19 protein-coding genes are annotated in these 22,115 nt (G+C 62.8%); 5 read left to right on the top strand and 14 right to left on the bottom strand.

Annotation, left to right across the window (positions count from 1 at the left end; all coding sequences use genetic code 11):
* Nucleotides 1–138: 138 nt before the first annotated feature.
* Nucleotides 139–1,722: a rhodanese-related sulfurtransferase gene (locus tag B2J77_RS07285; RefSeq protein WP_078478272.1), complete on the bottom strand. Its 1,584-nt coding sequence runs from the start codon at nucleotides 1,720–1,722 to the stop codon at nucleotides 139–141.
* On the bottom strand, nucleotides 1,719–2,327 hold the full coding sequence (locus B2J77_RS07290) for a cysteine dioxygenase (protein WP_058639643.1): 609 nt from the start codon (nucleotides 2,325–2,327) through the stop codon (nucleotides 1,719–1,721). Before B2J77_RS07290 ends, B2J77_RS07285 begins: the two co-directional genes overlap by 4 nt.
* Nucleotides 2,328–2,624: 297 nt before the next feature.
* Here B2J77_RS07290 and B2J77_RS07295 point away from each other — a divergent pair, with 297 nt between their 5' ends.
* Nucleotides 2,625–3,581, top strand: coding sequence for an ABC transporter substrate-binding protein (locus tag B2J77_RS07295; protein WP_058639642.1), 957 nt, complete (start codon nucleotides 2,625–2,627; stop codon nucleotides 3,579–3,581).
* Between the two features lie 9 nt (nucleotides 3,582–3,590).
* Complete coding sequence (locus B2J77_RS07300) at nucleotides 3,591–4,910, top strand: LLM class flavin-dependent oxidoreductase (protein ID WP_078478273.1); 1,320 nt, start codon at nucleotides 3,591–3,593, stop codon at nucleotides 4,908–4,910.
* An 82-nt stretch (nucleotides 4,911–4,992) separates the two neighbouring features.
* Here B2J77_RS07300 and B2J77_RS07305 read toward each other — a convergent pair whose 3' ends face one another.
* The 9 genes from B2J77_RS07305 to B2J77_RS07345 form a co-directional block, all read right to left on the bottom strand.
* Nucleotides 4,993–6,093 carry an LLM class flavin-dependent oxidoreductase gene (locus B2J77_RS07305; RefSeq protein ID WP_058639641.1) on the bottom strand — a complete coding sequence of 367 codons (1,101 nt, stop codon included), beginning with the start codon at nucleotides 6,091–6,093 and terminating at the stop codon, nucleotides 4,993–4,995.
* Between the two features lie 91 nt (nucleotides 6,094–6,184).
* Complete coding sequence (locus tag B2J77_RS07310; RefSeq protein WP_078478274.1) at nucleotides 6,185–7,804, bottom strand: dipeptide ABC transporter ATP-binding protein; 1,620 nt, start codon at nucleotides 7,802–7,804, stop codon at nucleotides 6,185–6,187.
* The gene (locus B2J77_RS07315) at nucleotides 7,801–8,715 is read right to left on the bottom strand and encodes an ABC transporter permease (RefSeq protein ID WP_058639639.1); all 915 of its coding nucleotides are present in this window, start codon (nucleotides 8,713–8,715) and stop codon (nucleotides 7,801–7,803) included. The genes B2J77_RS07310 and B2J77_RS07315 overlap by 4 nt, the downstream gene beginning before the upstream one ends.
* A 1-nt stretch (nucleotide 8,716) precedes the next feature.
* A complete protein-coding gene (locus B2J77_RS07320; RefSeq protein ID WP_078478275.1) occupies nucleotides 8,717–9,667 on the bottom strand; it encodes an ABC transporter permease in 951 nt (316 codons plus the stop codon).
* The gene (locus B2J77_RS07325; protein WP_078478276.1) at nucleotides 9,664–11,283 is read right to left on the bottom strand and encodes an ABC transporter substrate-binding protein; all 1,620 of its coding nucleotides are present in this window, start codon (nucleotides 11,281–11,283) and stop codon (nucleotides 9,664–9,666) included. The genes B2J77_RS07320 and B2J77_RS07325 overlap by 4 nt, the downstream gene beginning before the upstream one ends.
* A 149-nt stretch (nucleotides 11,284–11,432) precedes the next feature.
* The gene (locus B2J77_RS07330; RefSeq protein WP_058605687.1) at nucleotides 11,433–12,227 is read right to left on the bottom strand and encodes a class II aldolase/adducin family protein; all 795 of its coding nucleotides are present in this window, start codon (nucleotides 12,225–12,227) and stop codon (nucleotides 11,433–11,435) included.
* Between the two features lie 18 nt (nucleotides 12,228–12,245).
* Nucleotides 12,246–13,190 (bottom strand): D-isomer specific 2-hydroxyacid dehydrogenase family protein, encoded by a 945-nt coding sequence (locus B2J77_RS07335; RefSeq protein ID WP_058639636.1) that lies wholly within the window; start codon nucleotides 13,188–13,190, stop codon nucleotides 12,246–12,248.
* Entirely contained in the window at nucleotides 13,187–14,320 is a 1,134-nt protein-coding gene (locus B2J77_RS07340) for an acyl-CoA dehydrogenase family protein (protein ID WP_058605685.1), read from the bottom strand. The genes B2J77_RS07335 and B2J77_RS07340 overlap by 4 nt, the downstream gene beginning before the upstream one ends.
* A 177-nt stretch (nucleotides 14,321–14,497) precedes the next feature.
* Complete coding sequence (locus B2J77_RS07345) at nucleotides 14,498–15,403, bottom strand: LysR family transcriptional regulator (RefSeq protein WP_078478277.1); 906 nt, start codon at nucleotides 15,401–15,403, stop codon at nucleotides 14,498–14,500.
* A gap of 198 nt (nucleotides 15,404–15,601) precedes the next feature.
* On the opposite strand from B2J77_RS07345, the gene B2J77_RS07350 reads away from it, so the two are divergent.
* Nucleotides 15,602–16,567: an ABC transporter substrate-binding protein gene (locus B2J77_RS07350; RefSeq protein WP_078478278.1), complete on the top strand. Its 966-nt coding sequence runs from the start codon at nucleotides 15,602–15,604 to the stop codon at nucleotides 16,565–16,567.
* 15 nt (nucleotides 16,568–16,582) lie between these two features.
* The gene (locus tag B2J77_RS07355; RefSeq protein WP_058639633.1) at nucleotides 16,583–17,539 is read left to right on the top strand and encodes an aliphatic sulfonate ABC transporter substrate-binding protein; all 957 of its coding nucleotides are present in this window, start codon (nucleotides 16,583–16,585) and stop codon (nucleotides 17,537–17,539) included.
* 301 nt (nucleotides 17,540–17,840) lie between these two features.
* Here the strand turns inward: B2J77_RS07355 and tal are convergent, their stop codons facing one another.
* Both tal and dusA read right to left on the bottom strand, forming a co-directional pair.
* Nucleotides 17,841–18,767: a transaldolase gene (gene tal, locus B2J77_RS07360; RefSeq protein ID WP_078478279.1), complete on the bottom strand. Its 927-nt coding sequence runs from the start codon at nucleotides 18,765–18,767 to the stop codon at nucleotides 17,841–17,843.
* 177 nt (nucleotides 18,768–18,944) lie between these two features.
* Nucleotides 18,945–19,955, bottom strand: coding sequence for a tRNA dihydrouridine(20/20a) synthase DusA (dusA, locus tag B2J77_RS07365; protein WP_392515962.1), 1,011 nt, complete (start codon nucleotides 19,953–19,955; stop codon nucleotides 18,945–18,947).
* A gap of 300 nt (nucleotides 19,956–20,255) precedes the next feature.
* Here dusA and B2J77_RS07370 point away from each other — a divergent pair, with 300 nt between their 5' ends.
* A complete protein-coding gene (locus tag B2J77_RS07370) occupies nucleotides 20,256–21,134 on the top strand; it encodes an EthD domain-containing protein (RefSeq protein WP_058639630.1) in 879 nt (292 codons plus the stop codon).
* Nucleotides 21,135–21,269: 135 nt separating this feature from the next.
* On the opposite strand, the gene B2J77_RS07375 is transcribed toward B2J77_RS07370, so the two are convergent.
* Nucleotides 21,270–22,040 (bottom strand): amino acid ABC transporter ATP-binding protein, encoded by a 771-nt coding sequence (locus tag B2J77_RS07375; protein WP_058639629.1) that lies wholly within the window; start codon nucleotides 22,038–22,040, stop codon nucleotides 21,270–21,272.
* Nucleotides 22,041–22,115: the final 75 nt, after the last annotated feature.

Consider the following 22,115-nt stretch of genomic DNA (forward strand, 5'->3'; position numbering starts at 1 on the left):
CCATCAGGCAACATTGAGCAGGTGGCGCCTCTTTTTGACTGACAGCAGCCGGTGAACACGTGTCGTTTAGCTGCTGCGCTACCTGTACCCGGTGCAAGCCTACGAGGGCACAGGCTGCAGGCCAATGCCTGCGGTAAATCAAACCACCCTGAAACGGTGGGTGCCATCGCGGCCGAGCTGATCGACCAAGCCAAATTCCCAATCCAGATATCCCTGCATGGCCTCCCGGGGATTGTCCGTGCCTTCGTAAGGTCGTCGGTAGCGATCGCTACGCGGCACGGCAAGCCGTGACTCACCGCTCTCCAGCGGATTCCCGGCAGCGATCCACTGTGCAGTGCCGCCTTCAAGCAGGTAGACGGGCGTGCGCGTGAGGGCTTCGAGGTCACGGGCGGCGAAGCGTGCCAGCAGGCCGCTGCCGCAGGTCAGCACAAACCGGCTTGCCTGTGGCACGTTTTCCAAGACTTTCGGCAGTTGGGCACGGATGGCCCAATAGGCACCTGGGATGTGGCGATTAACGTAGTTGGCGCTGGTGGTGAAATCGAGCAATACGGTATCGCCTTCTTCCAACCAGGCTGCCAGTTGCTCCACCTCAACCGTGCTGACCGGTGGTAACGCTGGCAACGGTGGCTGCCACTGGCCGGTGGCGGTGAAGTCAGCAGCGTGCAAACCGTCGAGTACTGCCACCTGCCAGCCCATCTGCGCCAGCCACGAGGCCGTCATGTTCGCGCGCACGCCGTCGTCATCGACCAGCACGACTCTCGCGCCACGTACACTGGCGACGTGGTCGGTTTCCTGTACCAGCTGGCCACCTGGCACCGAGCGGCTACCTGGCAGGTGGCCTGAGCCATATTCCTCGGGCGTGCGCACATCCAACAGGTAAGTGGTGCGGCTGGTATCAGCCTGCCATTGGGCAAGCCCGGCGCGGTCGATCCTCAGGACACCGGCACGGTCGGCCACTGCGCGAGCCTTGACTCCAGCCTGGGCCTGGGTGCCTGCCTCGACTTCGCTGAAGCGTCGCTGCTGGCCGTGGGCCAACTGCTGGCCCGCCAGCGTCCAGCCGATGGTACCGTTGCGCAGCGCTGCCACGGGGTTGGGGATGCCCGCATTGACCAATGATTGAGTGCCGATGATGCTGCGAGTACGGCCAGCACAATTGACGATCACCTGGGTGCTCGGGTCCGGTGCCAGCTCAGCCACCCGCAGCACCAGCTCGGCGCCAGGTACGCTGACACTGCCCGGGATGCTCATGGTCTGGTATTCATCGAAGCGGCGCGCGTCCAGCACCACCACGTTGGCTTCTTGCTCCAGCAACGCCTGTACCTGCTCGGCGCTCAGCGATGGCGTGTGCCGCACACTTTCCACCAGTTCACCAAAGGCCTTGCTTGGTACATTCACGTCGCGGAACAGCTCCCCACCTGCAGCCTCCCAGCCGGCCAGTCCCCCTTCAAGAAGCGCCACGTCGCTGTAGCCCAGTGACCGTAGCCGCTGCAAGGCTTCTGCTGCCAGGCCCTCGCCGTTGTCGTATACGGTGATGGCGGTGTCTGCCCGCGGCACTCTGGCCAGCACTTCCAACTCCAGTTTTGACAGGGGAATGTTGGCCGCAAACAGGGGGTGGGCTTGGGCAAAGGGGGCTTCTTCGCGCACGTCGATCAGGGCTAGCTCTTCTTGCGCCAGGAGGGCACGGCGGATGTCTTGGTAGTGGCGTGTGCTGACGGTGCTCATCGGGCAGGGTTCTCTTTGGACAGGTCCCAGATATTGGGCAGGTGGGCATTGGAGTAGCCGGAGATGAAGGGTTTTTCGCTTCCGTCCACGGTGTACACGGCGCGCGTGACGGCCCCGATGTTGGCGCCGTAGACGTGAATGCTGATCGACACCTGGTCGGCGAAGGCATTGCTGACTTGATGGATGTCCCCAAGGGCCGGCGATACCGCTTCGACCTGGCCAGGCTCTAGGCGTACCGGCGCGCCCTCGGTCTGCAACGCACCGTATGCACCGCGCGCGAAGCCTTGAGCGAGCTCAGCGCCACGCAGCATGCCGATCAGGCCCCAGACGCGATGGTCATGGATGGGGGTGCGCTGCCCGGGGCCCCAGACGAAGCTGACCACCGAGAAGCGTTGGCGTGAGTCACAGTGCAGCAGGTATTGCTGATAACGCTCTGGATCGGGTTGGGCAAGATCGACTGGCAGCCAGTCGTCATGGACTACCAATTCAGCCAGCAGATGCTTGCCCCGATCAAGCAGGGTTATCTCGTCAGGCTGTTGGTCGAGCAATGTGGCGAATTGGTCGATAAAGCGGCGCAGGCGCTCCGGGCGAAGGGGGTGGGGCATGGGTCAGGCTCGGTGGTCCAGGATTTGAAAGACCCTAACAAATCGGTAATATATTCGCAAAATGCAAAATAGTAATAACCTAATATGTAAATTGAGAATATAAAGATTAGGGGGTTTGCGCTTGCGCAAAAGATGAATCTTGCATGAGGTTATGCCTAAAGCGCATTTCACAAGCTGATATTTGCGCATTAGATTATAAAAAACTGAATGTTAATGCTTTGAAGCTATAACCTGACCACCGGCCAGACCGCACGCGCGGATCGCCTCACATCCCCTAATGGGTCTACGGAGACGAACGTGCGCTATCTCAAACACCTGACAGCCACCGTGCTGGCCACAACCTTCAGCCTCGCCGCCGCTGCCCAGGCGCTGGTCGTGGGCGATCAGAGCTACAACGCCCGCGCCGTCATGGAAGCCGCCGGCGTGCTGGACAATCTGCCCTATTCACTGGAGTGGAAGCAGTTCACCGCAGGCTCGCCGGTGGCCGAGGCGCTCAATGTTGGCAGTCTGGACATCGGCTTGCTCGGCGATGCGCCGCCGCTGTTTCTGGGCGCCCTGGGGGCGCCGATCAAGGTGATCGCCGTCAGTCGGCAGAACCTTGCGGGGGTGGCCATCCTGGTGCGCAAGGACTCGCCGATACGTAGCCTCCAGGATCTACGCGGCAAACGCGCCGCAATCTGGAAAGGTTCGTGGAGCCAGCAACTGCTGTTCAGTGCCTTGGACAAGGCCGGCGTGCCCCGCGATACCCTCCAGCTGCGCTACCTCAGTGCACTGGACGCCTCCCATGCGTTGGATGGCGCAGCTGTGGATGTGATCGCTACCTGGGAGCCCTATGTCACCCAGCAGGAGCGCCAAGGTGCTCGGGTACTGGCTACCGCCGAGGGTGTGATACCGGCGCAAAGTTTCGTGGTCGCCAACAGCCAGGCCGTGGAGCACAAGCGTGCGCAGATAGCCGACTTCCTCGAGCGCCTGAAAAAAGCCCGGGAGTGGGCTCTGAGCGACCCTGCCCATACCGAAGCCTATGCCGACGCCTGGGCTCAGCGCACCCGCGCCGATCGAGACATCGCCCGCGTATGGTTCGCCCGCGCGCGCACTGACCTTGCGCCACTGGACCAGCAGGTGATCGCCGACGCGCAGAAAACCGTGGAGTTCTTCGCAGGATTGGGCCTGATCAAGGCCTATCCGGCGGCAGACCTGTTCGACACCTCGTTTGGTGCGGCCTTGGCGGGCCACGCTTCGACCGCAATTGACTGAAGGTTCCCCATGAGCAAACGACAGATCAAACTCGGCGCGCTGACCATGGGATGCGGTGGTCCGGGGCGGCATAACCTGTGGCTTGACCCCGAGCTGCCCGCAGACGCCAGCGTCAATATTGATTGGTACATCGACATCGCTCGTCAGGCAGAGGCCGCGCTGTTCGACCTGATGTTCATTGTCGACAGCCAGTTCATCACCGAAGGTTCACCCTCGCACTACCTCAATCGCCTGGAGCCGCTGACGCTTCTGTCCGCGCTGGCGGTCAGCACTCGCCACATCGGCCTGGTCGGCACGCTTACCACGTCCTACAACGCGCCATTCAACGTCGCCCGCCGGCTCGCCTCCCTGGACCTGATCAGCAAAGGCCGAGCCGGCTGGAACGTGGTCACCAGCGGCGATGCCGGCACGGCAGGCAACTACGGCCTGGATGAGCACTATGACTACGACACCCGCTACGCCCGCGCCCAGGAGCATGTAGAGGTGGTGCAAGGCCTGTGGCATTCCTATGAGGAGGATGCCTTCCCACGCGAGCGGGCCAGTGGCCGTTTTCTGGACCCCTCGAAGCTGCATCGTCTGGATCACAAAGGGGAACACTTCTCGGTCGAGGGCCCTTTGAACATTCAGCGCTCGCCCCAGGGGCAGCCGGTGATATTCCAGGCGGGCGATTCCGAGCAGGGCCGCGACCTGGGCGCCGCCACTGCCGATGTGGTATTCACCCACGCCGCCAGCATCGAGCAGGGGCAGGCGTTCTACCGGGACATCAAGGGCCGTGCCCAGCGCTTGGGGCGGGACCCGGAGCAATTGCTGGTGCTGCCGGGGGCGGAGATCTACGTAGGCGATACCGACGAAGCTGCCCGAGAGATCGAACGTCACTACCATCAGGTCGACCACAGCTTCGAACTGGCCCTCAAAGAGTTCGGGCGCAATTTTGGGTGGCATGATTTCAGTCAGTACGACCTGGACGCACCCTTCCCGCAGCAGAGTCTGGACTACGCGCGCAGCAGTTTTTACACCAACGCCAAGCGCATTGCCGACCAAGCCCGTGAGAAAGGCTTCAGCTTGCGCCAGGCGGTGGAATTCGGGCGTCAGCTGCGCCCGGGCGCGTTCGTGGGGTCGCCCTCGACCGTAGCGGCCAAGATGGCCGAGTGGTTCGAAGCCAGGGCCCTGGACGGTTTCAACATCTACATTGGGCACCCTGGGCAATTTCGCCGCTTTACCCAGCAGGTAGTACCGTTGCTGCAAGAGCGCGGGATCTATCGCACGGCTTATGAAGGCAGCACGTTGCGCGAAAGCCTTGGGCTGACCATCCCGCGGTTCAACCGGTAGACCCCAGACACCCACACGCGGGTATGGGATGACGCCCAGGCGGGTCGGGCACTGTTTGACAGCGCTCGAACCCGCGTACACCCTAGCCCAAGCGTGTCTGGCGCTGCGCCTCGAATCGCTCCACCTGCTGACGAATGCGCGGAATCAGGTCCTGGCCGTATTCCACTGCATCGCGCAGCTGCTCGAACCCCCGAAACAGGAACGTGCTCACGCCCAATTCGTAGTAGGCCAGCGCGGCCTCGGCCACTTGCTCGGCGGTGCCCACCAAGGACGTGGAATTGCCGGCCCCGCCGCCCAGGGCTGCGATCTCGGTCCACAGCCGGGTGTCATGCACTTTGCGTTCCTTGGCGAGCTGAACCAGGCGCTCGGACCCTGCATTGCTCTTGCCGAAGTTCTTTTCGCGGCGGTTGCCTTGACGGATGCCGATAGTGTTCTGGGCGTCGGCCAGAATGCGCTCGGCACGCGCCCAGGCTTCTGCTTCTGTGGCGCCGAGGATCGGGCGCAGCGACAGGCTGAAGCGAATGTGATGTTCTCGCCCGTAGCGGGCTGCAGCCTTGCGCACCTGTCTAATGCGCTCGCGCACTTGCGCCAGTGGCTCGCCCCACATCATGTACACATCGGCGTGCTTGGCCGCGACCTCCACTGCTGCCTCCGAGGCGCCCGAGAAGTAGACGGGTAATTTGCCGACGGGCTTGACCAGTGTGAGGTTGTCTTCAACTTGGTAATGGGTGCCGTGATGATCGAAGGCAGTGCGCTGCGTCCAGGTGTTGTGCATCACCTCCAGGTACTCGTCGGTGCGGGCGTAGCGGGCATCCTTGTCCAGATAGTCGCCGTCGCGCTGCAGGTCACCGCTGTCGCCGCCCGTGATCACGTTGATCGCGGCGCGGCCACCGCTCAATTGGTCGAGGGTGGCGAACTGCCGGGCGGCGAAGGTGGGCGCCTGAAAACCGGGCCTATGCGCCACCAGAAGGCCAATGCGGTCGGTCAGCGCAGCGACGTAGCTGGCCAGGATCATCGAGTCCGGCGCACTGGTGCTGACCGCCAGCAGCGCTTTGTCGAAACCGGCGTATTCCTGCGCCTGGGCGAATGCCTTGATAAACGCCAGATCGACAAGCGGGCCACGGGGCGCTTGCGATTCACTGCTTTCCTGAGGGCCGATCAGGCCGATGAATTCGAGGGTCATTGGGGTGATACTCCTGCTCCAGTGGGGAAGACGCCAAGCCATGTGGCTTGACAGGCGTTAGGTAGTGCAGTGGACGGGCGCGGCGCAGTGGTCAGATCGCTACCGGCAGCACGCTGCGCGAGTGCCCTGGTATGGCCTGGATCAGTGCCCGCGTGTAGGCGCTGGCGGGTCGGCCGAACACCTCTGCGGCCGGGCCCTGTTCGACGACCTGCCCGTGTTGCAGCACCAGCACGTGGTCGGCCATGCTTGCCACCACTGCCAGGTCGTGAGAGACCAGCACGTAGGCCATGCCCAGGTCGCGCTGTAGTTCTGAGAGCAGGGCAAGAATCTGTGCCTGCACCGACACATCCAAGGCACTGACCGGTTCGTCCAGCAGCAGTAGATCCGGCTCCAGTGCCAGGGCTCGGGCAATGGCCACGCGCTGGCGCTGGCCACCTGACAGCTCATGCGGCAGGCGATCCAGGAAATGCACAGGCAGGTGCACCTTGGCGATCAATTCCCGCGCCCTGCGCTCCAGTGCCTCACCTTTGCCCAGGCCGAACGACACCAGCGGCTCGACGATGCTGTCGTACACGGTGAAGCGTGGATCCAGCGCGGCAAACGGGTTCTGTTGCACCAGCTGGATGCGCCTGCGTAAGGGACGCAGCTGCTGCCAACTCAATGCGCTGACAGGTTGCCCTGCCAATTCCACATGGCCTTGGCTCGGCGTTTCCAGCCCCAAAGCAATACGCAGCGCTGTGCTTTTACCCGAGCCAGACTCGCCTACGATGGCCAAGGTCTGGCCCGCGTGCACGGTAAGGTTCAGGTCATGCAGGGCGGTGAACGGGCTGGGCTGCCCAGGCAAGACAAAGCGTTTGCAGATGTTGTGCAGCCGAAGCAGGGGAGGCTTATCGGTTGGCAAGACGGCGCTGCGTCGCGACACGAAGGCGGGCGCTGCCGCCAGCAGTTCACGGGTGTAGGGCTGCTGCGCACCCCAGAGAATCTGCCTGGGCGAGGCGTGCTCGATGAGCTTGCCGTGCTTCATTACCAGCAGGCGGTCAGCACGGTCGCACGCCATGCCCAGGTCATGGGTGATGATTAGCAGCGAGATGCCGCGCTCGGCCGTCAGGTGTTGCAGGTGGTCGAGGATCCGCCGCTGCACCGTGACATCCAGGGCGCTGGTGGGTTCGTCAGCCACGATCAACTTGGGCTCGCCGGCCAGCGCGATGGCAATCAGTACCCGCTGGCGCATGCCACCGGACAACTCGTGGGGGTACTGGCGAGCGCGCTGCGCGGGCTGGTCCAGACCTACCTGGGCCAGCAGAGCCTGAATGTCTGTGGCCAGGCCGGGATAACGACGGCCTCGGGCCAACACCAGTGCTTCACCGATCTGCTGGCCGATGCGCAGGGTAGGGTTGAGGCTGACCATTGGATCCTGCGGCACCAAGGCAATGGTGCGCCCACGCAAGCGGCGCCTGGTGCGCTCGTCAGCCTGGGCCACATCGACCCCGTCCACCCACAACTGACCTTGATCGATCTGGGCGCTGATCGGCAGTAGGCCGAGCAGGGCGTTGGCGAGGGTCGACTTGCCGGAGCCAGACTCCCCGACAATAGCCAGTGTTTCGCCTTTGGCCAGGCTGAACGAAAGCTGGCTCACGGCCTGGGTGCGCTGCCCTGCAACGGCGTAGCTGATGGTCAGGTTGCGCACCTTGACCAAGGGTTGCTGGCTCATCGGGCATGCTCCTCGGCGCTACGCGCCAGGTGATTGAGGCTGAACACCACGGCCACCACGAACAGCCCCGGCAGCAGGGATACCCACGGCGCTGTAACGAGAAAATGGCGCCCGTTGGCGATCAGCGTGCCCCACTCAGCAGCGGGCGGCGCTGCGCCGAAGCCCAGAAAGCTGAGCCCAGCGGTGGCCAGGATCGCGGCGCCAAAGTCCAGGGTGGCCAGTACCGCCACCGGGCCCCACGCATTGGGCAGTACGTGGCGCATCAGGGTGCGCGTCCAACTGGCGCCGGCTAGGCGCGCCGCTTCGACGTACGCCAGCGATTTGATGCGCAGCACCTCGGCGCGGGTCGTGCGGGCGAAGCCTGGAATGATCCCGACACCCACCGCAACGGCCACGGGCACCGTGCCAAAGCCGATGGCCGTGACGATCGCCAGCGCCAACAGCAAGCCGGGTAGGGCAAGCAAGACGTCGATCAGGCGCATCAGGGCTGCATCCAGGTGCCCTCCGGCAAATCCCGCCAGTACGCCAAGGCCAAGGCCGCCCACCAGGGCGATGGCCACTGCCAGCAATGCCGCCATCACCGACAGGCGCGCGCCATACACCACCCGCGTGTACAGGTCGCGGCCCAACTCGTCGGTACCGAACCAATGCACCAGGTTTGGAGGCGTGAGCTTGTCGGCGGGTGCCGTGGCGTAGGGGTCGAAACTGGTGAGCAGCTGAGGTGCCAGTGCGGCAAATAAAGCGAACAAGACGATCAGCAGCGCCAGGCTGAAGCCAGGGCGGCGCAACAGCGGCGTCAAGGCGCGATGGACGCGCTGATACCGCGTGCGTCGTTCCCAGATGCGGCGTGTGCACGGCTCATCGCTGGTTGAGGCGGCGTCGGGTGCGATCAGGGGAATATCCATGGTCATCTCAGTTCACCTTGGCCGTAGGGGTGATGCGAGGGTCGAGGTAGGGGTAGAGCAGATCGACGATCAGGTTGACGAGCACGAAAGCGGCCGCCGATACCGCGACAATCGCCAGCACTACCGGTATGTCCTGACGCAGCACGGCTTCCTGGGCCAACCGGCCTACGCCATTGCGCGAGAAGATGGTCTCGACCAGCACGGCACCGGACACCGTGTTGCCGACCTGCAGGCCGATCAGGGTCAGCAGCGGCAGCGTGGCGTTGCGCAGGCCGTGGCGGGCCTGGACCTGGGCGCGGCTGAGCCCTTTGGCGAAGGCGGTGGTGATGTAGGGTTCCTGCCACACCCCTTGAAAGCCCCGCTGCAACACTTGGGCATACACAGCGGCGCTGGGTATCGCCAGGGTGATTGCCGGCAGCACCAGGCTGGCAAAACCTTGGCTGCCAGTGGCCGGGAACCAGCCCAGCGCGAAGGCGAAGACCTGGATCAGCAACAGGCCCATCCAGAACACGGGGATGGAAAAGCCCAGCGAAGGCACCCGGGCGAGTGCCGTCTTGAGCGGTCGCCATTGCAGGTAGGCGGTCAGGTAGGCAAGGCCGACCCCACCCACCACCGACAGCACGATGGCAGAGCCCGCCAGCGCCAAGGTTTGCGGCAAGCGTTCGGCCAGCAGCGCGGTAACAGGTCGCCCCAGCGACAGCGACTGCCCCAGATCACCGTGCAGGGCACGCCACAGCAGGTCGATGTATTGCTCGAACAGGCCTTTGTCTAGCCCATAGAAAGCACGGGCCTTGGCCAATGCTTCGGGTGACAGGCCATCGGCCTCCATGCCGGAGGCACTGAGCATGATCGTCAGGGTGTCGCCAGGCAAAAGGTAGAGGATGAAATACGTGATGGTGTACGCGCCCCACAGTACCAGCAGCGCCTGACCCAAGCGGGTGATCAGATAGCGCTTCATGGCTGGCTGACCTCGATGTCGCTGAACAGCGCAAAGCCCTCGGCGGTCCAGCGGAAATCCTTGACCCGAGGTGCGGTGGCGGCTTGCCAGACGCGCTCGTACAGCGGGAAGGCGGAGGCTTCGTCGATCAGCAGGTCTTGCAGCTGCCCGTAGGCTTGGGCCCGTTGCGCATCGTCAGTCGCGGTGATGCCACTGTCGAGCAGCGCCTGTGCCCGGGTCAGGGTCTGCGGCTCGTAGGTATTGGTGGCCAGCGTGGCGCTGTTGGCCGAACGTGGGTCAAGAATCGTCTGCAAAATGATCGGGTCGGCACGGGTCATGTAGGTGGAAGTCAGGTCATAGCTGCCTGCTGCGTTACCCGCGACCCATTCGGCGCGGGTCAGTACATTGAGTTTCAGGTCAATGCCGACCTTGCGCAGTTGGTCCTGCACCAACACGTCACCGGCGCTTTCGGCCGGGGTGAGGTTGTAGCGCAATGTCAGGCGCTTGCCGTTCTTGTACCGGTAACCGTCTTTGCCCTTGGGCCAACCGGCAGCTTCGAGCAACTGTTCGGCGCCAGCCGGATCATAGACGAGCTTGTTGGCCTGGGGCTTGAAGTACGGCGTGGTGACGTCGTACACGCCGCTCACGACGGGGAACTGCGCGTTGTACACGGTATGCGCATAGCTGGTGCGATCGATGGCTTTTTGCAGCGCAAGGCGAACCTGTCGGTCAGCCAGCAAGCGGTTGTCACGGGTGTTGGGGTAGAGGTTCAACGCGGGGCCTGGCAAGGACCGGCTCTGGATGGTGGCGCCCTTGGCCTGGAACAGTTTGAGATCGACCTCCGAGAAGGGGTTGCGCGGCCACAGGATATCGGCCTTGCCCTGAAGGAACAGGCCATTTCGCACACTTTCTTCAGGGATGTAGCTGATGTTGATGGCGTCCACATGCGCAGCGCCCCGGTTATGTACGTTGGCCGAGGGCCATGCGTAGTCGCTGCGCTTGACCAGGCGGGCGCCCACTTCGGGTGTGTAGTGGTCGAGGGTGAACGGTCCCGTCCCGATGATGTTGCCCAATGAGCGCGCTTTGGCGGGCAGCTGGTACGAAGCTGGGGCGAGGATAGCCAGGTTGGTGGTGGACGTGGCCTGCAGAAAGCCTGCATTGGGTCGCAATAGCACCAGGCGCACGGTGAAGTCATCGACCACCTCGGCATGGTCGTAGCCTGCCAGGTAGGTAGCGCCGAAGGTGGCGGGCAACTGAGCCGCGAATGCCTTGTTGCTGTCGAAGGCTGCTTTGACGGCGTGCGCGTCAAAGCGCTCGCCATTGCTGAACGTGACGTCCTGACGCAGGTGGAAGGTGTAGCTCAGGGCGTCGGCACTGACTTCCCAGCTTTTGGCCAGCCAAGGGATGATCTGCCCGCTGTCGGGGTCTTGATCCGTGAGCGACTCAGCCACGTTGCGCAGCAGCACACGGTGCTCCAACCAGTAGACCTGGAAGGGATCGAGGCTGACCAGGGTGGTGTTGTCGCCCCAGAAGGCGATGTTGAGTGTTTTGCCAGCACTGGCTTCATTGCCAGGGGAGCAGGCAGTGAGGGCCAGGGTCAGGGCGCCGAAGGCAAACAGGTGGTGCAGTGGGGGCATTGCGTGGTCCTTCAAGGAGATGAGTGCGTCGGTGTCCGGCCACGCGCAAGGCGAGCCGGTCGCCACTGACAACGTGTCGATCGTCGGAACATGGAGGCGCCTGAGCGGGCGAGCTTGCCCCTAGCGCAGGCACATCCAGCCTGGAGCGATCAGTTCTGGTAGTCGCGGCTCTCGCGATCCAGTTGCCGGATCAACGCGTCCCAATGCCGCTGGATGCCTTCCCCCTTGCCATCGGAAAAGCGCTTGGATTGCTCATGCACCTTGGCAATGGCCGCCTGCGATGCATGCAGCAATTGATCGTTGCCCCCGGCCTGGGCGGCCACCTGAATATTGCAGGCACGCTCTAGCCCATGCAGTTCGCGAAATGCATGTTCCACGCTGATGCCCCCGGTCAGCAGCCCATGGTTGCGCAGGATGAGGATATTGCTGTCACCGAGGTTGGCCACCAGTCGCTGCTGCTCGTCCAGGTCCAGGGCCACGCCCTCGTAATCGTGGTAAACCACCCGGCTGTAGTACGCCAGGGCATGCTGGGAAATGGGCAGCAGGCCGGCGCGCTGGGCTGACACCGCTGCGCCGTCACGGGTGTGGGTGTGCAGCACAGCCTTGAGGTCGGGCCGGGCGCGGTGAATGGCGCTGTGAATTACATAGCCGGCCTGGTTGATGCCCAGGCCCAGCGGGTCGTCGATGATGGTGCCGTCGACGTCCACCTTGACCAGGTTCGAGGCGCTGATTTCGTCGAACAGCAAGCCAAAGGCATTGATCAGGAAATGTTCCTCCGGCCCTGGTACACGGGCGGAAAAGTGCGTGTAGATATGGTCAGTCCAGCGGAACAGGGCCGCCAGGCGGTAGGCGGCGGCCAGCTTGACACGCACCTCCCATTCTTCGGTGCTGACCCGGTCGCGCACGTTGTTGGCGGTGGGCTTGACGGCAGACAGTGAACTCATTGAGGTGTTCTCCGGTGATCAGTAACCACGGGCGGTGTCGACCAGATTGGTCAGGGGTGCTCGCTCGCGGTAGCGGTGGAAATTGGCGATGAAGGCTTCGAGAAACGCCGGGTAACCTTCATCGGAAATGGCCGAGGTGTGGGGCGACAGGAACACGCGTGGGTGGTGATAAAGCGGGTGGTCAGCGGGCAGCGGCTCGGGATCGGTCACATCCAGGCTGGCGCGGGCGATTACACCGCTGTCCAGCGCCTCCAGCAGCGCCTGCTGATCGATCAGCCCGCCACGGGCGACATTGATCAGGTGCAAGCCTGGTCGGGCCTCGTTCAGTACGTGCCGATCGATCAGCCCACGGGTGTCACGGGTGAGTGGGGCGGCCAGCACGAGGTGGTCGCTCTGTGCGAACAACTGTCGTAGATCGTTGGCGCGCTCCACGCCGCGCACCTGGGTGATAGGCTGCCCTGGCCGGCTCAGGGCCGTTACCCGCATGCCGAGCGCCACGGCCTTATGAGCAAGGCTCTGGCCAATACTGCCGAAGCCCAGAATGCCCAAGGTGCGCCCGCGCAAAGGCGCCAGTGCGGTGAGGCGCCAGTCGGCGTTCTTGACCCAGAGGCTTGGCAATTGCTTTGCCGCGGCGAACATCAGTGCCAACGCGAACTCGGCCACTTGCTCGGCATTGGCGCCCTTGCCGCTGGTGACAGGGGGCCCGCCAAAGATCCATTCGGGGTAAAGATCGATGCCCGAAGACACCAGTTGCACCCACTTCAACCCCCAGGGCCACTGTACCGGCGGGCTGTCGATCCGCTGACCCCGCACATTGATCGGGCGCAGGATGAACACGTCGGTGGCCACTTCAAGGCTCAGCTGACCGGGAGGAACATCGATGACTCGATGACCCGGTAACTGCTTGCGCAGGTAGTGATTGGCCTGGGCGTCGAGGTGGCTGGCAATCGTTGAATGGCTCATGCCTGCACCTGTGCCAGTGCGGCTCGGCCGGCCTGGCTGAAGACGACGTCGTCCTGGGGGGTGTGGATGCGGCTGCAGAGCACGTCGCGGTAGTGCCGTTCCAGGGCATTGTGCCGCGAAAGCCCAGGGTTGCCCGCCGCTTCGACCGCCAGCGTCACGGCCTCGATGGCATTGGCGCTGACCAGCTGCTTCAGTTGCCCGGCATGGTGGGCTGCGGTGTGCCCGGCGACAGCGCCATCGAGCAGGCTCTGGTTGGCAAAGAGCAGGGTATCGATGCGCCCGATCGTCTGCTGAAAACGCGGCAGACTCGCCAGAGGTGCACCCAGGTTCGACGGTGTGCGCTGCGTGAGAAATGCCACCAACCAATCGCGCGCCGCCTGTGCCACCGCGTCGTAGACCGCTGGCAGCAGTACGCTCATCCACAGCAGGCTGTCTTCATCGAGTTCGGCTTTCGGGGCGTTGGTCGGGCTGACGCTGACGGCATGATCAAGCGGGATCAGCACGTCCTCGAAATGCACCTGATGGCTGCAGGTGGCACGCATGCCCAAGTGGTCCCAGTCCTCGACGATGCTGATGCCGGGTGTGTCGCGGTGTACCAGAAAGCCGCCTACCAAAGGGACAGCGTCGTCGCTGCGGCCCCAGACCAGGAACCAGGTCAGACCATGGCTGCCCGTGGAGTAGATCTTGCGCCCGCTCAGGCGCCAGCCCTGCGCCGTGCGGCGCGCCACGGTGGCGGGCAAGCCGCCGCGGGTCGGGGTGCCAAGTTCGGGCTCGACGCGCAGCGCATTGATCAGTGCACCGTGTTCCACGGCGTCGCGGGCGATGCGGTGACGCAGGCGTTCCGGCCAGTCTGCTGCCCGATGCGCACGGACATGCTGCAAGTACTGCATCACCAGGATAAGCCCGGTGGCCGGGTCGCCCTTGGAAACTGCGCTGATCACGCGGCGCGCGCTCGCCAGGTCCGCACCGCCACCGCCAAGGTGGCGCGGCACTGTGTAGGCGAGCAGCCCGTGGCGGTGCAGCAGGTCGAAATTGTCCTGAGGGAACCGAGCGCTGCGGTCATAGCGCTCGGCATTGGCCGCAAGGGCCTGCGTCAGCTCGGCGAGCGCGCTGCCTGAGGGGTGACTCATGGGTTTCATCCCTGAATGACGGTGTGTTCCTTAAGACCGTATTCGTATGGATGAACGCTGTAAAAGTCTTTTTGGTTCTATGCTAATTATCAGTAAATAGAATTTAATCCAAATTTAGTTATGCGATTTACGTATATCGTGCGTTGAGTTTCATCACCCTGATGATTCAGGTTTAGATCAGCCAGGGTGATAGCAGCCCTGCAAACGTTGCCCGGCCACGTTGCCGAACAACTCTACCGGCTCCTGAAGATTACCCAGGTAGCGAGGATGAAAAAGCCACAGGTCTACCTGTGGCTTGAAATCACTGACGGTGAGTACATCGAGCGAATCGCGGTGCCGGCTGGCTTGCAGCAAGGGCTCCGGAACCAGCCCCAGCCCCTGACCATTTGCGACCAACCCCAGCTGTAACTCAGTGCCGAATGTCTCCAGGTTGATCGAAAGGCTCAGCCCTTGCTCGCTCAGGGCGCGTTGCAGCCCCGCGCGAAAGCCGCAGCCATCGGGGTTCAGTACCCAGCCGCGGGTGTAACAATCCTTGAGTTTGTAACTGCGTTTGCCCGCGCTACCCTTGGCCGCAACCACCTTCAGCGGCATACGTGCGATGGATTGGCTGGCGATCCCGTCGGGAAAGATCTTGCCAGGGGGAAACAACGCGGCGGCAGCGTCCAGTTCACCGTTGTCCATACGCCCGATCAGGCTGCTACCCCAGCCGCTGGTGACCTGGGTGCGCAGTTGTGGGTAGGCCTGGCGGATCTGCGCCAAGGCGTCGAGCAGCACCACGTCCCCCAGGGTCTGCGGAACGCCCAGGCGCAACGTCCCGGACGGGGCGCCGTCGTTGGCCACCAGTTCGCGCAACGAGTCGATCTCGCGCAGGATCGCTTTGCATTGTTCATAGACCCGCAGCCCCATGGGGGTAGGTTTGAGGGGCTTGGTGTTGCGGTCGAGCAGGGTCGCGCCAAGGTCTTGTTCGAAGTTCTGCACACGCCGGGTGATGGCCGGTTGGGTGACATGCAGCGCCTCGGCAGCCAGGTTGGTCGACTGGCAACGCATGACGGCGACGAACGCGTCCATGTCATCGATTTTCATGATTCGGCTCTTGCCTGAACGGTAAAAAAATAAGGCATTAGCATAATCCCGATCAGCAGAAATGCCATGACCGATACTCAATAATTCAAAAATGCATATTAGGTTATTCCTAAAATCAATTTAAGTTATTAAAAAATAGTCGCTAGAGTCGTCCGCTCGGGCTGCACGACGCCGCCCCACAGGACGAAGAGGCGTTCCATGTTCATTCGAATGAAAGTATTGACCCTGGCGGCAGCCATCCTGTTGATGGGCCAGGCCAGCGCCTTGGAGCGCCTGACCCTGCGCATCGGTGATCAAAAGGGCAACATGCGGGCCCAGCTGGAGGCGGCTGACGCGCTGCGCGATCTCCCCTACGACATCCAGTGGGCGGAATTTCCCGCAGCTGCGCCCCTCGCCGAAGCGCTCAATGCCGGTGCGATCGATGCCGGCATCATTGGTGATGCGCCGCTGTTGTTCGTGCTCGCCTCAGGGGCGCCGGTCAAGGCCGTGGCGGTCGACAAGTCTGATCCCTACGGTACCGCGCTGCTGGTCAGGCCCGATTCGCCGGTGCGCACAGCGGCTGAACTCAAGGGTAAGCGCATTGCAACCGGGCGAGGTTCCATCGGGCATCATCTGGCACTCAAGGCCTTGGCGCAGGTCGGGCTGAGCGAAAAGGATGTGCAGTTGCGGTTTCTCGGGCCGGTGGATGCCAAGATCGCTCTGGCCAATGGCTCGGTAGACGCCTGGGCCACCTGGGAGCCTTACACCGCGCTGGCTGAGCTCAGTGGGCAGGGAAGGGTGCTGGTCAATGGGCGGGGTCTTTCCAGTGGGAACAGCTTCCTCGCCGCTACCGACAAGGCGTTGAGCGAACCTGCACGGCAGGCTGCAGTGCAGGACTACCTCAACCGCCTGGCCCAGGCGCAGGTCTGGGCCAACCAGCACCTGGACAGTTACTCGAAAACCCTTGCCGCTATCATCGGCTTCCCCCAGGACGCGGCCCGTCTGCAATTTGAGCGTCGCCACTTGCGCTGGCAGGTGATCGACCCCCAAACCATCGCCACTCAGCAGGAGACGGCCGATTTCTACCATGCCCACGGGCTGATGACTGAACGCCTTGAAGTGGCACCCACTTTCGCCAGCGGCTTTACCGTTCCCAAAAGCACCAAGCTGGCTGCGCAACCTTGACCCGGAGATATCCTGATGAGCGTAAACACTCTGCGCAGACTTTGCCTGGCGCTATTGGCCAGCACGGTGCTGCCAAGCCTGGCTAACGCCGACCAAACGTTGCGCATCGGTTATCAGAAATCCTCGACCCTGCTGACGCTGCTCAAGGCTCGTGGCAGCCTGGAGCAGCGCCTGCGGGCCGAGGGCATTCGCGTCACGTGGCATGAATTTCCAAGCGGATTGCCGCTTTTGGAAGCGCTGAACCTGGGCAATGTCGATATTTCGGCGGATGTTGCCGACACTGTGCCTGTGTTCACCCAGGCAGCAGGTGCAAAGCTTACGTACTTCGCCCGAGAGACACCGTCGCCGACCGCTCAGGCTATCTTGGTGCCTGCGGATTCGACCCTCAAGACCTTGGCCGACCTCAAGGGCAAGCGCGTGGCCGTGACCAAGGCAGCAGGCAGCCATTACCTGCTGATCCAGGCGCTGGCCCAGGCCGGGCTCACGTTCAAGGACATCAGCCCCGCCTACCTGATACCGGCCGATGGCCGCGCCGCGTTCGAGAACCGCAAGGTCGATGCCTGGGTGACGTGGGACCCTTATGTGGCCAGCGCCCAACGTCAGCAGAATGCACGCATACTTGCCGATGGGAGCGAGTTGGCCAGCTATCAGCGCTACTACCTGGCGGGCAGCGACTATGCCAAGGCTCATCCTGAGGTGTTGCAGCAGGTCTACCTCGCCTTGCGTGAGGCCGGCACCTGGACCAAAGCCCACCCGGCCCAGGCCGCGCGCATTCTCGGTCCACTGTGGGGCAACCTGGACAGTGCCACGGTGCAACAGGCCAACGCCCGGCGCAGTTACGACGTACAGCCGGTCAGGCCAGAAAACCTGGGCGAGCAGCAGCGCATCGCCAATGCCTTCTATCGTGAAGGGCTGTTGCCGAAAAAGGTGGATGCGAGTGCCGTGAGCCTTTATGAGCCGGTTCAGAAGTAGTGCAAACAGGGCGGTAGCCCGATGGTAGGACCGCGACGTTGAAGTCCTGGGCCTGCTGCGCCGCCCAGCACGGCCGGGAATGCTCCCAGGCAAAACTCAAGCATCCAGATGCAGTGCAAGTGCTCCGAACGGCCAAAGCTGTCCTGAGCATTACGCGTTACCTGTAGGAGCGGTCTTGTGCCGCGATGGCCCGCGCAGCGGGCCCGGCGATATGAGCTCAAAGGTATAAATTTCGGGCTACCCCGCCGCATCGCGGCCCAGAGAGGCACCGGCAAAGCTGTCTCGCCCCAACATGGCTGGATCAGCCTTTTTCAGCCATGACCTTCTCAAGCTTCTCCTGATCGCGCGCAAACTGGCGGATGCCCTCGGCCAGCTTCTCGGTAGCCATGGCGTCTTCGTTCATGTCCCAGCGGAACTCGCTCTCACTCAGTTGACGCTTGGGCTCCCCGGCATTGCCTGGCTTCAGTACCTGCTGCAGGTCGCCTTGATCCTCGCTCAACTGCTGCAGCAGCTCTGGGCTGATGGTCAGGCGATCGCAACCGGCGAGCTGTTCGATCTGGTTGGTGTTGCGGAAGCTGGCGCCCATGACCACGGTGTCGTAGCCGTTGGCCTTGTAGTAGTTGTAGATCCGCGTGACGGACTGTACGCCTGGATCATCGGCACCGGTGTATTCATTGCCCGTGCTTTTCTTGTACCAATCGTAGATCCGGCCCACGAACGGCGAAATCAGGAACACACCGGCGTCGGCGCAGGCCTGGGCCTGGGCGAAGGAGAACAGCAAGGTCAGGTTGGTCTGGATGCCATCCTTCTCCAGCTTTTCGGCGGCGCGTATGCCTTCCCAGGTAGACGCCAGCTTGATCAGCACACGGTCACGGCCAACACCGGCCTTGTCGTACAGCTCGATCAGCGAGCGCGCCTTGGCCAGCAGGGCAGGTTCGTCGAACGACAGCCGCGCATCCACTTCGGTCGAGATACGCCCGGGGATGGCTTTCAAAATGCCCGAACCCACCGCCACCGCGAACATGTCGCAGGCCTGGTCCACATCACCGTTGGCCTCGCCCTTTACGCGCTTGAGCAACTCGGCATAGGCCGGGATGGCAGCAGCCTTCAGCAGCAGCGACGGGTTGGTGGTGGCATCTACCGGCTTCAGGCGTGTGATGGCGTCCAGGTCACCGGTGTCGGCGACCACGGTAGTGAACTGCTTGAGTTGTTCCAGCTTGGAGGTCATGGGCGTGCTCTGTCCTGTGCAATGGGCTCGACATTACCCCAGCCCCCACGGTCGCTCAAGGGCCCGGCTGTACGAGAGGTGAATGTTCGAGTACCCACCGTCTCCCAGGTTCCCTTCAGGCTGGGCCCTGCATCGTGTCGCGCAACCGGCAGGCGCTTGCGTGACACGCCAGCGCCCTCAACGCCCCTGCAACAACTCGACGGCCTGGTCGAACACGGCCAGCGGCTCGGCCGCCTTGTGGATGTCTGCCGAAAGCAGCTGGCGGAACCGGCGAGCGCCCTTGAAGCCCTGGGCCAGGCCGAGAATATGCCGGGTCACGTGATGCATCGCACCCCCTGCCTGCATATGCGCCACGATGTAAGGCCGTAACTGCGCCAGCACTTCGGTGCGGGTGACCACCGGTGCAACGCTGCCGAACAGCTGTTGATCCACCTCGGCCAGCAGGTACGGATTGTGATAGGCCTCGCGGCCCAGCATCACGCCATCGAAGGTCTGAAGGTGGGAATGGCAGTCGGCCAAGGTCTTGATACCGCCGTTGAGCACGATCTCAAGGTCCGGGAAATCAGCTTTCAGTTGCGCGGCGACGTCATAGCGCAGCGGCGGCACTTCGCGGTTTTCCTTGGGCGACAACCCTTCGAGAATGGCGATGCGTGCGTGCACGGTGAAACTGCGGCAACCCGCCTCGCGCACCTGCCCGACGAAGTCGCACAACTGTGCATAGCTGTCGCGGCCATTGATGCCGATGCGGTGCTTGACCGTCACCGGTGTCGAGACGGCGTCGCGCATGGCCTTCACGCAATCGGCCACCAGCGCCGGGTGCGCCATCAGGCAGGCACCGATCATATTGTTCTGCACCCGGTCGCTGGGGCAGCCGACATTGAGGTTGACCTCATCATAGCCATCTGCCTCAGCCAGGCGCGCACACGCCGCCAGGTCCACTGGCACGCTGCCGCCCAGTTGCAGGGCCAGCGGGTGCTCGGAGGCATCGTGGCGCAGGAAACGCTGGGCGTCGTTGTGCAGCAGGGCACCAGTGGTGACCATTTCGGTGTAGAGCAGGGTGTGCTTGGAGAGCAGGCGCAGGAAGAACCGGCAGTGGCGGTCGGTCCAGTCCATCATGGGGGCAACAGAAAACCGCCTCACTACCGTATCCATTGGGCGGGCCGCGTTTTCTGGCGTTTCGGGGGGCATTCGAAAATCTCTCGGTTACGGATGTTTAGCGCTTTCTGCTGACAGGTCACTGCCGTTACCGCCTCAGAGAGGAGGCCTAGTTAGCCAGGTCTAGTGCTCAGACCACGATCAAGCGCAAAAACGTGAATTCTATCAGGTCTGCTACTCCGTAAGTCCCTGTTGACTGCACCTCTCGGCCGGGAAACCTCTCGATCTGTTAAGCCAAATTACCTCTTGCCAAGTCACGACGAGCTTGACTGAACGCCATCCCCACAGGCAGCTCTGACTCTAAACACACCTCAAGCTCAACAAGGTCAAGCCATGACGATCACTCTCAACAGCTACACCACCGTCAAAAGACGCGAACGTGTCCCTCACGCGATCTTCGCCCACTACTGGCGCGACGTGCACGGCCCGTTGTGCTCACGGCTGCCAGGGCTGGGCTTGTACATCCAGCACCACTTCTCGCGCACCCAGGACGCACACCTCTGGCCATTGGCCGAGGGCGTGGGAGAGATCGCAGACTACGAACTCGATGGCGGTGTGGAGATCGGCTTCAAGTCCGCCGACCAGCAGGCGCGCTTCAAGCAAGCCAGCCCTATCCTGTTTTCTGACGAACAGAACATGTTCGACGAAACGCTGGCGTACGATCTCCCGCAAGGGTCAACGATGGTGGTCAATCGGCTGGCGGACGAGCGCCTCAATGGGCTCGATCATGCCGACCGGATTCATGTGCACATGAGCCCGCGACAAAGCCTTGAAGATCTGCAAGCGTATGTGCGCGACAAACTCGCGCCGACCCTAGCGCAGGATGCCTCGGTATTGAAAGTGCAAGTGCACCTGTGTGCCCCCTTCCAGAACGATGGGAATCATCCGCCGGCACCAGACGTTGCGCACACGGCCACGCAGGAGCGTGCCGAACTGGTAATCATGGAAGTCGCCTTCGGAAACCCTGTGGCCCGGCGCCGGTTTTTCGAGGGGCAGGCGTTCAAGCGGACGCTGGCGGATCAGGCCCGGCACATCGGAAGTTTGAAGGCTTTCGCGGTCAGTGGCGTGTACAGCTACGTGGTCGATGGGGAAATGACCACGGCGGGGCTGCGGGGCAGCCGGGCGGCGGAATTGATCGAGTACCTCGGCGCGATCAATCAACTGGAAAGTGAAGTAGAGGCAGTGTTCAAGAACGTGGAAGCAGCAGGTTAAGCTGCCCCGACATCCAATACGTGCGGGGCATGCCTGCGGGAAAAGCGCGGCTCGGTCCAATCGCTGAGAACGAAAGCAGGTCGTCGCTGTAATTCTCGAATGCAGCACGGTTGGCGCCCGAGGGGCGCCCCATGCTCAATGCAACACCTGACTCAAGAACAACCGCCCTCGCTCACTCTGAGGCCGTTCGAAAAACACCGCCGGCGCGGCCTGCTCGACCACCTCGCCCTGGTCCATGAACACCACCCGGTGCGCCACGGTCCTGGCGAAGCCCATTTCATGGGTCACGCACACCATGGTCATGCCGTCCTCGGCCAGGCTGACCATGGTGTCGAGCACCTCCTTGACCATTTCCGGGTCCAGTGCCGAGGTGGGTTCGTCAAACAGCATGATCTTGGGTTTCATGCACAGCGCCCGGGCAATCGCCACGCGCTGCTGCTGGCCGCCGGACAATTGGCCAGGGTACTTGTGCGCTTGTTCGGGAATACGCACCCGTTCCAGGTAATGCATCGCCAGGGCTTGCGCTTCGTGGCGCGGCATCTTGCGCGCCCACATGGGCGCCAGGGTGCAGTTCTGCAGGATGGTCAGGTGGGGAAACAGGTTGAAGTGCTGGAACACCATGCCGATTTCGCGGCGGATGGTCTCGACCTGCCTCGCGTCGTGGGTCAGCTCGACGCCCTCGACCACGATGCGGCCCTGCTGGTGTTCTTCGAGGCGGTTCAGGCAGCGAATGGTGGTCGACTTGCCTGAGCCGGACGGGCCGCACAGCACGATGCGCTCACCTGGCTGCACGCTGAGGTTGATGTTCTTGAGCACCTGAAAGTCGCCGTACCACTTGTTGACGTTCTCCATCTGGATCATGGGTTGGATGGCCGGTGTATCCAGGGATGGGGTCGCTTCGTTCATCTGAAATACTCCTGGCTGGCGCGCAGACACGCTTGGCCGGTGCAAGCGGGCGCTGGCTGCGGGAAGATAGGGTTG

The sequence above is a fragment of the Pseudomonas parafulva genome (genome assembly GCF_002021815.1).
Classification (GTDB): Bacteria; Pseudomonadota; Gammaproteobacteria; order Pseudomonadales; family Pseudomonadaceae; genus Aquipseudomonas; species Aquipseudomonas parafulva_B.

What these genes read in the sequence shown, in the direction of transcription:
- B2J77_RS07285 (WP_078478272.1), bottom strand. Translation starts at nt 1,722, where the DNA reads ATGAGCACCGTCAGCACACGCCACTACCAAGACATCCGCCGTGCCCTC.
- B2J77_RS07290 (WP_058639643.1), bottom strand. Translation starts at nt 2,327, where the DNA reads ATGCCCCACCCCCTTCGCCCGGAGCGCCTGCGCCGCTTTATCGACCAA.
- B2J77_RS07300 (WP_078478273.1), top strand. Translation starts at nt 3,591, where the DNA reads ATGAGCAAACGACAGATCAAACTCGGCGCGCTGACCATGGGATGCGGT.
- B2J77_RS07305 (WP_058639641.1), bottom strand. Translation starts at nt 6,093, where the DNA reads ATGACCCTCGAATTCATCGGCCTGATCGGCCCTCAGGAAAGCAGTGAA.
- B2J77_RS07310 (WP_078478274.1), bottom strand. Translation starts at nt 7,804, where the DNA reads ATGAGCCAGCAACCCTTGGTCAAGGTGCGCAACCTGACCATCAGCTAC.
- B2J77_RS07315 (WP_058639639.1), bottom strand. Translation starts at nt 8,715, where the DNA reads ATGACCATGGATATTCCCCTGATCGCACCCGACGCCGCCTCAACCAGC.
- B2J77_RS07320 (WP_078478275.1), bottom strand. Translation starts at nt 9,667, where the DNA reads ATGAAGCGCTATCTGATCACCCGCTTGGGTCAGGCGCTGCTGGTACTG.
- B2J77_RS07325 (WP_078478276.1), bottom strand. Translation starts at nt 11,283, where the DNA reads ATGCCCCCACTGCACCACCTGTTTGCCTTCGGCGCCCTGACCCTGGCC.
- B2J77_RS07330 (WP_058605687.1), bottom strand. Translation starts at nt 12,227, where the DNA reads ATGAGTTCACTGTCTGCCGTCAAGCCCACCGCCAACAACGTGCGCGAC.
- B2J77_RS07335 (WP_058639636.1), bottom strand. Translation starts at nt 13,190, where the DNA reads ATGAGCCATTCAACGATTGCCAGCCACCTCGACGCCCAGGCCAATCAC.
- B2J77_RS07340 (WP_058605685.1), bottom strand. Translation starts at nt 14,320, where the DNA reads ATGAGTCACCCCTCAGGCAGCGCGCTCGCCGAGCTGACGCAGGCCCTT.
- B2J77_RS07345 (WP_078478277.1), bottom strand. Translation starts at nt 15,403, where the DNA reads ATGAAAATCGATGACATGGACGCGTTCGTCGCCGTCATGCGTTGCCAG.
- B2J77_RS07350 (WP_078478278.1), top strand. Translation starts at nt 15,602, where the DNA reads ATGTTCATTCGAATGAAAGTATTGACCCTGGCGGCAGCCATCCTGTTG.
- B2J77_RS07355 (WP_058639633.1), top strand. Translation starts at nt 16,583, where the DNA reads ATGAGCGTAAACACTCTGCGCAGACTTTGCCTGGCGCTATTGGCCAGC.
- tal (WP_078478279.1), bottom strand. Translation starts at nt 18,767, where the DNA reads ATGACCTCCAAGCTGGAACAACTCAAGCAGTTCACTACCGTGGTCGCC.
- dusA (WP_392515962.1), bottom strand. Translation starts at nt 19,955, where the DNA reads ATGCCCCCCGAAACGCCAGAAAACGCGGCCCGCCCAATGGATACGGTA.
- B2J77_RS07370 (WP_058639630.1), top strand. Translation starts at nt 20,256, where the DNA reads ATGACGATCACTCTCAACAGCTACACCACCGTCAAAAGACGCGAACGT.
- B2J77_RS07375 (WP_058639629.1), bottom strand. Translation starts at nt 22,040, where the DNA reads ATGAACGAAGCGACCCCATCCCTGGATACACCGGCCATCCAACCCATG.